Origin of the sequence: Pseudomonas sp. Sample_21, assembly GCF_004307525.1 — a bacterium.
In the GTDB taxonomy this organism is placed as follows: domain Bacteria; phylum Pseudomonadota; class Gammaproteobacteria; order Pseudomonadales; family Pseudomonadaceae; genus Aquipseudomonas; species Aquipseudomonas atacamensis.
This window is the reverse complement of record NZ_RCNZ01000076.1, coordinates 57,830-66,957: the sequence shown is the minus strand read 5'-3', so window position 1 is coordinate 66,957 and position 9,128 is coordinate 57,830. Positions and strand designations below refer to the sequence as shown.

General features: G+C 58.2%; 6 protein-coding genes, 2 tRNA genes and 1 pseudogene. 4 read left to right on the top strand and 5 right to left on the bottom strand.

Features of this window, described 5'->3' with window-relative positions; all coding sequences use genetic code 11:
- On the top strand, positions 1–1,219 hold a 1,219-nt coding region (locus D8U71_RS28375; protein ID WP_177434905.1), incomplete at its 5' end, for a hypothetical protein.
- Between the two features lie 64 nt (positions 1,220–1,283).
- Here D8U71_RS28375 and D8U71_RS28265 read toward each other — a convergent pair.
- A tRNA-Sec gene (locus tag D8U71_RS28265) sits at positions 1,284–1,379 on the bottom strand.
- A 5-nt stretch (positions 1,380–1,384) separates the two neighbouring features.
- Positions 1,385–1,672: pseudogene (locus D8U71_RS13605) on the bottom strand (SelB C-terminal domain-containing protein); the annotation flags it as partial.
- A 251-nt stretch (positions 1,673–1,923) separates the two neighbouring features.
- Here D8U71_RS13605 and D8U71_RS13600 point away from each other — a divergent pair.
- The 3 genes from D8U71_RS13600 (at position 1,924) to D8U71_RS13590 (ending at position 5,076) form a co-directional block, all read left to right on the top strand.
- A complete protein-coding gene (locus D8U71_RS13600; RefSeq protein WP_016770738.1) occupies positions 1,924–2,169 on the top strand; it encodes a type II toxin-antitoxin system ParD family antitoxin in 246 nt (81 codons plus the stop codon).
- Positions 2,162–2,452 (top strand): type II toxin-antitoxin system RelE/ParE family toxin, encoded by a 291-nt coding sequence (locus tag D8U71_RS13595; protein ID WP_016770737.1) that lies wholly within the window; start codon positions 2,162–2,164, stop codon positions 2,450–2,452. Before D8U71_RS13600 ends, D8U71_RS13595 begins: the two co-directional genes overlap by 8 nt.
- 344 nt (positions 2,453–2,796) lie before the next feature.
- On the top strand, positions 2,797–5,076 hold the full coding sequence (locus tag D8U71_RS13590) for a hypothetical protein (RefSeq protein ID WP_130887959.1): 2,280 nt from the start codon (positions 2,797–2,799) through the stop codon (positions 5,074–5,076).
- Positions 5,077–5,137: 61 nt separating this feature from the next.
- Here D8U71_RS13590 and D8U71_RS13585 read toward each other — a convergent pair.
- The 3 genes from D8U71_RS13585 to selA form a co-directional block, all read right to left on the bottom strand.
- Positions 5,138–5,233 (bottom strand) — tRNA-Sec (locus D8U71_RS13585).
- Positions 5,234–5,238: 5 nt separating this feature from the next.
- On the bottom strand, positions 5,239–7,155 hold the full coding sequence (selB, locus tag D8U71_RS13580) for a selenocysteine-specific translation elongation factor (RefSeq protein WP_130887962.1): 1,917 nt from the start codon (positions 7,153–7,155) through the stop codon (positions 5,239–5,241).
- Positions 7,152–8,564: an L-seryl-tRNA(Sec) selenium transferase gene (gene selA / locus D8U71_RS13575; RefSeq protein WP_130887958.1), complete on the bottom strand. Its 1,413-nt coding sequence runs from the start codon at positions 8,562–8,564 to the stop codon at positions 7,152–7,154. Before selA ends, selB begins: the two co-directional genes overlap by 4 nt.
- Between the last annotated feature and the right edge of the window lie 564 nt (positions 8,565–9,128).

Here is a 9,128-nt window from a genome sequence, read left to right as displayed (position 1 = left end):
AGGCACCGTCATTGGGCACTCCAGAACGGCCGAGGCCGAGATCATCGGCGAAGCGGCGCCGGATCTGGTAGCGCCCATAATCAAACAGGCACCAGGCAACAGCCTGGATCCGCTTGCCGCGAAAGATGCGCTGACCGCTTTGGTCTTCGATCCTTCCATTCAGCTTGATGATGTAATCGTCGTGACCTGGACCGGCGCACCGGGCACGCCTGCCGACGGCTCCTACAACTCGCCGCCTCACGTGGTCAAAGTGCTGGGCACGCAGGAGATTGCGCTGGACAACAAAGTGCTTGCGTACAGTTTCGGTGGCAATGTCACTGTGAAATACAGCAAGACAACCGGATCGACTGCGCGCGATTCCCTGCCGCTGATACTAAGCGTGCAGGACATTGCGGACGCGGATCCCCGATTGCCCACGCCGACGATCGACCGGGTGACGGGAGATGAACTGGATCCTGCGGATTTGTTGGCGACAGATCATACGCGGACGACGGCTTGGCCATTAATTGCCTTGGGACAAAGGATCTGGCTGACGTATCGGGAAATCAAGCGCGATGGCAGTACGGGAATTGTTGAAGAGGCTTATAAAGGGAAAGAGGTGACGGCGGAGGATTTGGGTGGGATCAAGCATCCGGTTCCGTTGGCTGGACTTGGTGGGATGGAAGATGGATCAAAACTCTTTATAGAGATAGCTGTTGTATTTGATGGAAGTATTGATGACACCAAAAGAATTTTATTTCGCCCTCTAATCCTCAATATCGACATTGGCATTGATGACTTAACTACCTTTACAAACTATGAGAGTAATGGCTGGCAATTTGAGCAAGGAGCTGGCTCAGCAATCAAAGAGAACGATGATTATTATGCAATATCTCAACTAGGCCAAAGCTTTCATGCCTTATACATCTCAAAATCGTATGAATACCTGGAAAGAGGAGTGGCTTGCGCTCTCAGCTTCGATTACCTGAGCTCACGCCCAGTAACATTCCGCCTTTTTATGACACCAGCTTTAATTGGAGGCGATAGAATAACTCTGCCGCAGCAGGAATTATCTGCAGCTAACAGTTGGGACATGGCCTTCATAAGTTTTTTTCTTGGTTCCCCCCAATCAAAGGCGTACTCAAAAATCTCCGTAGTATTATCTGCGGACGCAGTCATTAAACTAGACAATATCCGCCTAAAAAAGATTCCGAGAAGCGAAATTGAAAATAATTCTTAGCCTGTTCATTAACTCAATAGGTCATTTGCTTGCCGAAGACACCTATTTTTTGCTTTTCGAATGATGGCGCAAGACAGCCGGAGTCGAACCTGCCCGGGAACGGATGCGGTCCCCAACCGGGTTTGAAGCCCGGCCGCGCCACCGGGCGCGATTGTCTTCCTGAACTCAGGGTGCGCAGGCGTTGGCCAGCGCGTTGTCGGGGCGGATCTGGCGGGATTCGCCGAGGCGGCGGGTCAGGCCGAGTCGGTCGAAATATTCCAGATACTGAATACAGCGTTTGCGTCCCAAGCCTAGCGCATCACGGAAAGTTGTCACCTCAATCGCTGGATTTTCTTCGGCGTTTTTCAGCAGCAGCGCTGCCATTTGCCGCAGGACGATGTCGCTGATGAACAGGTCGCGCACCACCTGGTGCATCAGGCCCAAGTATGCGAGTTTGCGCAGCAGCAGCAGCAGGCGGACGCTGGGCGTCGTTTTCGCCGAGCATTTTCGCAGCACAAAGGGGATGGATTTATTTAACCCGATGGATGTGCTCGGGCAGCAGATTCGGTCGCGGGTCTGAAAATGCAGCCTGCGGCAGCTCGAGTGATATACGCATGAGCTGCAGAAGGCTGTGATTCGTTCTTGTAACGGCTAGGCTCATACTCGTTAGCGCACCATTAGTATGATAATTTGCGCAAAGTTCCCCACCTGCAAAAGGCCCGACCATGGCTACCGTACGAAAAACCATAACCGTGACTGACCAGCAAGACCATTGGATCAAAGCTCAAATAGAAGCGGGACATTACACCAACGACAGCGAATACATCCGCGATTTGATCCGTCGAGAGCAAGAGCGAAACGCTGAACTGGAAACCGTCCGCGCAGCCCTTCGAGAAGGAGAATCCAGTGGTGCCCCCCGGCCATTCGATGCTGATGCTTTCAAAAAGAGAATGTTGAGGGCGCATGGCTGAATACCGACTTACCCCCGCCGCCGAAGCGGATCTTGAGGCTATCTGGACCTATACAGCTCAACAATGGGGTTTGGATCAGGCCAATCGCTACATCGACATCCTGACTGCGTCTTTCGAGCAGTTGGCTGATCGTCCCAAAACAGCACCCGCATGCGACGCGATCCGCCCCGGTTACCGACGCTGCAGCGTGGAGAGTCACGTGATTTATTTTCGAATCACCGCCTATGGGATCGCGATAATCAGAATCTTGCATGACCGGATGGAAGCGCAGCGTAATCTCTAACCTTCTCGTATCACCGAAAATCAAAAGATCGCAGCCTTCGGCAGCTCCTACAAATCGATGTAGAAGCTGCCGAAGGCTGCGATCTTTGCTTTTGGGAGACTGGCGGAAGACAGCCGGAGTCGAACCTGCGCGGGAACGGATGCCGTCTCCAACCGGGTTTGAAGCCCGGCCGCGCCGCTGATTGTGCGTCGGCATCGGCCTGCGCATCTCCGAGTGCAGACCTACCGTCCGTCGCAAACCCACTTTCAACTGTCAGATCTGACAGTAGCGAACTTCTCCAGCCCGGTATCTGATGTCTCCATCCCGGCCAGCCCTCCCTGGCCATCTCATCAGGAAGGTGTGCCATGGAAAAGACGCAACCCGACAACACGGTCATGACGCTGTATCCGGTGATAATTCCTGTTGCCACCAAGAACGTGATCACTGACCCGCCGGCAGAACCACCGACAGTCACCTATGGCCTGCCGCTCAAGGTATTCACGGACCTCACGCGCGATGAAATCAACGCCGCTGGTGTACAGGTGGTGGTCGATCCGCCTACGGACGTTGGTGAATATGGCAGTATCAGACTCTTCGTCAACGGTGAGCAAAGCGGCGTTCCACAGCCAGTCATCAACGAGCGAATGACCTTCACCGTGTTCCAGAGGGCACTTCACGACGGCGTCATCAACACAATCCAATACATTCTGAAAAACGTCGCCGGCAATGACAGCAAATCCATCGAAGCGTGGGCCCTCTACAACGACACGTTGCCCGGCGGCAATGATGTGCCTGGCACCGGTGATCATCCGGGGCTGCTGATCAGTCTGCCCGAAGGGCTCGGCAACCCGGCGGTGATTGACAAGGATCAGGCCGCCAAAGGCGTACTCCTGACGTTCGATTACCCTCATTGCCGCGCCTACGATCAGGTGAAATACGAGATCAATCGCCAGACCTTCAAACACACGGTGACGCCGGAACAGGCGGGCAAGGCATTCTCGGTGCTGATCGGTCCCGACACCTTTCAAAAAATTGGCAGCATGAACAACTGCCCGTTCTCCTACACGGTGATCGATCAACTGCTCAACACCACTCACCGGGACCGGTGGTCGAAGTACATTCATGCCAACATTGACCTTGAGCGAAACTTCCTGCCCCAGCCGATCCTGCGCGAGGATCCAGACGATGACATGGACGATCCAGCGATTGTGGACCTCGACAAACTCGAGGGCCGGCCACTATTGATCGTCGTTGCTCCCACTACTCCCGATTTTCAAAAGGGCGACACGGTGAGGGGCTTTTATAAGTTGGACGATTCGGCCGAGAAACCTACTGCACCAGGCGTGATCACCGACAAGTTCGGGACGCTGCTACCGTGCATTCTGGAGCTACCCAACGATCAACTGACTTCCGGCGCGCGCTTGCAGGTGCGTTATGAGCTGGAACGGCCGGCAGGCACCGTCATTGGGCACTCCAGAACGGCCGAGGCCGAGATCATCGGCGAAGCGGCGCCGGATCTGGTAGCGCCCATAATCAAACAGGCACCAGGCAACAGCCTGGATCCGCTTGCCGCGAAAGATGCGCTGACCGCTTTGGTCTTCGATCCTTCCATTCAGCTTGATGATGTAATCGTCGTGACCTGGACCGGCGCACCGGGCACGCCTGCCGACGGCTCCTACAACTCGCCGCCTCACGTGGTCAAAGTGCTGGGCACGCAGGAGATTGCGCTGGACAACAAAGTGCTTGCGTACAGTTTCGGTGGCAATGTCACTGTGAAATACAGCAAGACAACCGGATCGGCTACGCGCGATTCCCTGCCGCTGATACTAAGCGTGCAGGACATTGCCGACGGAGATCCTCGATTGCCCACGCCGACGATCGACCGAGTGACGGGAGATGTGCTGGATCCTGCGGATTTGTTGGCGACGGATCATACGCGAACGACGGCTTGGCCGTTGATAGCTGTAGGACAGCGGGTTGATTTGACTTATAGGGAAATCAAACGTGATGGCAGTGCGGGAATTATTGTAGAGGCTTATAAAGGGAAAGAGGTGACGGCGGAGGATTTGGGTGGGATACGCCATCCAGTACCACTCGACAAGTTGCTGATGTTGGAAGATGACTCGACACTTGAGATTGAGGTGAAGGTTTCTTTTGATAATACTGAAGGTGGCTACATATCCTTTCCGAAGAAAGGATATACGATCAAGAAGGCGTTCGATGATCTGACTACCTTCACAAACAATGACATGAATGGTTGGACTTTTTCAGCTGGGTGGGGGCAAATTATAAACGAAGGTGGGGAATACTACGCCCAGTCGGTCAACGTAAACGGTGGACAGTACCTTACCCTTATTAAGTCATATAACAATATAAAAAGTGGTGAGCTGTGCGTTTTAAGTTTCGATTATCTAATTCCAACACCTAGAGATGCCGGTGTACAGCTTGGCTTCCCCCATCAAATTCCAAACCTCAGTTTTCCTCGCTTCCGTCTACCAACCGCAGGTGCGTGGGCACATGTTGAAACCAGATTCTTCTTGGGAATACCCGATACCACCGATTACCACTCAATTGCTTTCGGGGGCGTTGCTACCTATGAAATAATAAAGATAGACAATATTCGACTGAGGACCATCCCAAGATAAAGACGATGGAGTCACTGTAACTATTACCTTTTACCCTTACTGCTCTCGCTTATAAAATAAATGGCGGAAGACAGCCGGAGTCGAACCTGCCCGGGAACGGATGCCGTCCCCAACCGGGTTTGAAGCCCGGCCGCGCCACCGGGCGCGATTGTCTTCCTGAACTCAGGGTGCGCAGGCGTTGGCCAGCGCGTTGTCGGGGCGGATCTGGCGGGATTCGCCGAGGCGGCGGGTCAGGCCGAGTCGGTCGAAATATTCCAGATACTGAATACAGCGTTTGCGTCCCAAGCCTAGCGCATCACGGAAAGTTGTCACCTCAATCGCTGGATTTTCTTCGGCGAGTTTCAGCAGCAGCGCCGCCATTTGCCGCAAGACGATGTCGCTGATGAACAGGTCGCGCACAACTTGGTGCATCAGGCCCAGGCGGGCGAGTTTGCGCAGCAGCAGGCGGACGCTGGCGTCGTCTTCGCCGAGCATTTTCGCCGCATCGCGCACCCACGGCGGGTCGAAACCGGCCTGTTCGAACAATGGCTGTAATTGCTGCCAGAGGATTTCATCGTCGGCATTCAGGCGCACCTGATGGTCGGGCAGGTGCAGCCAGGGGCCGCTGGCGAGGATCGAGCCGGCGCTGAGCAGTTCGTCGAGCAGGCCGATGAAGGTCGAGCGTTCCAGCGCCAGCGCGCTGAAGCGGCGCAGACGGTCGCGGTCCGGGCCCATCTGGTCGGGTTCCTGTTCGTGGAATCGCGCCAGTTGTTCGAGCAAGGTGAATTTCAACTGGCCCCAGCGCTGCACGTTGAACAGCAGCGGGCCTTGGCGGGTGTCGATCAGGCGGATGTTTTCCGCCAGCGACCACTGCGCGCGCGGGCGGTTGAACTGGCGTTCGACGCGTTGCGGGTCGAGGCCGCCGGGGCTGTGGTTGAGCAGTGCCGGCAGGGCTTGTTCGAGGCTGACGCTGAGAGCGAGGGTTCGCAGTTGCGCAAGGCGTTCCGGGCTGCGGCGTTGGCGCGCCGGGGCGAACGGGTCGAGCACAACGCCGCCGCCCAATGTGCGCTGGGCACTGGAGTCGCGCAGGATCAGCCGATCACCCTTCACCGCTTGCACCGGCGCGTTGATCAGCAGTTGCGCGAACATGCGCTCGCCGGGAGTCAGGCGCGGGCCTTGCAGCAAGGCGACCCGGGCGATGACATCTTGCGTGCCGAGGTGCAGATGCACCGGGTGAAAATGTTCAAAGGTGCGCTCGCCGGGCAACAGCTGAAAGTCGATGTCGATGCGCTGGGTCGGGGCATGCAGCCAGTCCGCAAGCAGCCAATGACCACGGTGGATCTGCGCCAGTTCCAGACGATCGCCGCTGAGGTTCAATGCCACGCGCTGGCCGGCGAAGGCCTGTTCGGCGGCCTGGTTTTGCGCGTGCAGGCCCCGGATGCGCACCGACTTGCCCGCAGGCCCCAAGACAAGTTTGTCGCCCACCGCAACCGTGCCCGACAACGCCGTGCCCGTGACCACAATCCCCGCACCCGCGACGCTGAATGTCCGATCAATCGCCAGGCGAAAGCCGCCCTCGCAACTGCGCGCCTGCACCTCGTTGTGCGCCTGCAATAACGCCGCGCGCAACTCATCGACGCCCTGCCCGTTCACGCTCGACACGGTAAAAATCGGCGCATCGGCGAATGGCCCGGGCGCGAGCAGATCCAGCACCTGGCGCTGCACCTCTTCCACCCTGCCCGCTCCCGCCCGGTCGCATTTAGTGATCGCCATCAGCGCGCGGGGGATGCCGAGCAGCTCGACGATCGCCAGATGTTCGCGGGTCTGCGGCATCACGCCGTCGTCGGCCGCGACCACCAGCAGCACCAGATCGATGCCCTGTGCGCCGGCGAGCATGTTGTGGGTGAATTTTTCGTGGCCGGGTACGTCGATGAAGCCGGTCAGCCCGGCGCCCGCTGCGAGTTCGGCGTAGAGATAACCGAGGTCGATGGTCATGCCGCGTTCGCGCTCCTGCGGGCGGCGATCGCCGGTTTGCCCGGTCAGCGCTTGCAACAGCGAAGTCTTGCCGTGGTCGATGTGCCCCGCTGTGCCGACGATCACCGGTCGACCTGCAATTGCGGCAACTGCGCCAGCCACGCTGGCTCATCGTCGAGCTGACGCAGATCGAGCCACAGCGCATCGTCGCCGATTCTCCCGAGCACCGGGATCGGCAAACCGCGCAATGCCACTTCAAGATTGAGCAGATAGCGCCCGCGCCAGCGCTTGGACACTTGCGGGCGACAACACAGCGCTGCGCTCGGCAGACGCGCCACCGGTTGGCTGCCGCTGCCGATCATGCCCAACGCCTCGACTGCACTGACCTGCCAGACCTCGCCCAACGCATCGGCGAGCAACGGTTGCAAGCGCACAGCCTGCGCATGAATGTCGGCTTGCGGCCGGGTCAGCAGGCGCAGGCTCGGCAGGCGCTCGACGAGGCGATCCGGATCGCGGTAGAGACCGAGCACCGCTTCCAGCGCGGCCAAGGTCAACTTGTCGACCCGCAGCGCACGCTTCAATGGATTTTTCTTGATCTTCGCGATCAGTTCTTTGCGCCCGACAATCAATCCGGCCTGCGGCCCGCCGAGCAATTTGTCGCCGCTGAAGGTGACGATGTCGGCGCCATCGAGCAGCGCCTGCCGCACCGTCGGTTCCGCCGGCAGGCCCCAGCGCGTCAGGTCGAGCAGACTGCCGCTGCCCAGATCTTCCAGCAACGGCAAGCCATGAGCGTGAGCCAACTCGGCCAGTTCCGCAGTCGGCACCCGCGCGGTGAAGCCTTCGATGCTGTAGTTGCTGGCATGCACGCGCATGATCAAACCGCTGCGCGGGCCGATTGCCGCTTGGTAATCCCTGGCATGGGTGCGGTTGGTGGTGCCGACTTCATGCAGGCGCACGCCGGCGCGGGCCATGATGTCGGGGATGCGAAAGGCGCCGCCGATTTCGATCAGCTCACCACGCGAGATGATGCCTTCCTTGCGCGCGCCGAGGCTGTTGAGGGTCAGCAGCACGGCAGCGGCATTGTTGTTGACCACGGTCACCGCTTCGGCGCCGGTCAGTTCGCGGATCAGGCCTTCGATCAGATCGTCACGATCACCGCGCTTGCCGCTGGCCAGATCGAACTCGAGATTGAGCGGATAGCGTGCGGCCATTTGCACTGCTTCGATGGCTTCTTCGGGCAGCAAGGCGCGACCGAGATTGGTGTGCAGTACCGTGCCGGTCAGATTGAATACCCGGCGTACCTGACTGCGCTGCTGTTGCGCCAAGCGTTCGCCGACGCGGCCGGCGAGCACTTCGGCGCCGATTTCCACCGCCGCCAATTGTCCGCTCAATACGCCAGGCCGCAGCTCATCAAGCAACTGACGCAGACCCGTCAGCAAAGAATCCCGGCCGTAACGCTCGGCCAACGGCGCGCACGCCGGGTGACGCAACAAGCCATCAATGGACGGCAACCGCAGGGCAACGCTGGAAGACATCAGCCACTCCTGATTTCACTGAAACAATTCCTTTGGGAGCAAGCTTGCTCCCAAAGGGTTTCAGAAGTGTAGACGCACTGCCGGAGCGAGCCTGCTCGCGAAAGCGGTGTGTCAGTTGGTGTGGATGTGGCTGACCCGCCGCCTTCGCGAGCAGGCTCGCTCCCACAGAGAAATCCGTGGCTGACCGGGCTTTGTGATTCGGCACATAGACTTGTGGGAGCTGGCTTGCCAGCGATTGCGGTGGGTCCGTCAAAGAAGGTGGTGGATGTGCCGACCAATCGCTGGCAAGCCAGCTCCCACAGTGATTCGGGGTGGAATGAACATTGTTGGTCACCACAAAAAACCTGTGGGAGCGAGCCTGCTCGCGAATGCGGTGTGTCAGTCAATGTGGAGGTGGCTGACCTGACGCCTTCGCGAGCAGGCTCGCTCCCACAGAGAAATCCGGGGCTGACCGGGCTTTGTGATTCGGCCCACAAATCTGTGCGAGCTGGCAAGCCAGCTCCCACAGGGATTCGGGGTGGAATGAACATTGTTGGTCACCACAAAAAACCTGTGGGAGCGAGC

What these genes read in the sequence shown, in the direction of transcription:
- D8U71_RS13600 (WP_016770738.1), top strand. Translation starts at nt 1,924, where the DNA reads ATGGCTACCGTACGAAAAACCATAACCGTGACTGACCAGCAAGACCAT.
- D8U71_RS13595 (WP_016770737.1), top strand. Translation starts at nt 2,162, where the DNA reads ATGGCTGAATACCGACTTACCCCCGCCGCCGAAGCGGATCTTGAGGCT.
- D8U71_RS13590 (WP_130887959.1), top strand. Translation starts at nt 2,797, where the DNA reads ATGGAAAAGACGCAACCCGACAACACGGTCATGACGCTGTATCCGGTG.
- selA (WP_130887958.1), bottom strand. Translation starts at nt 8,564, where the DNA reads ATGTCTTCCAGCGTTGCCCTGCGGTTGCCGTCCATTGATGGCTTGTTG.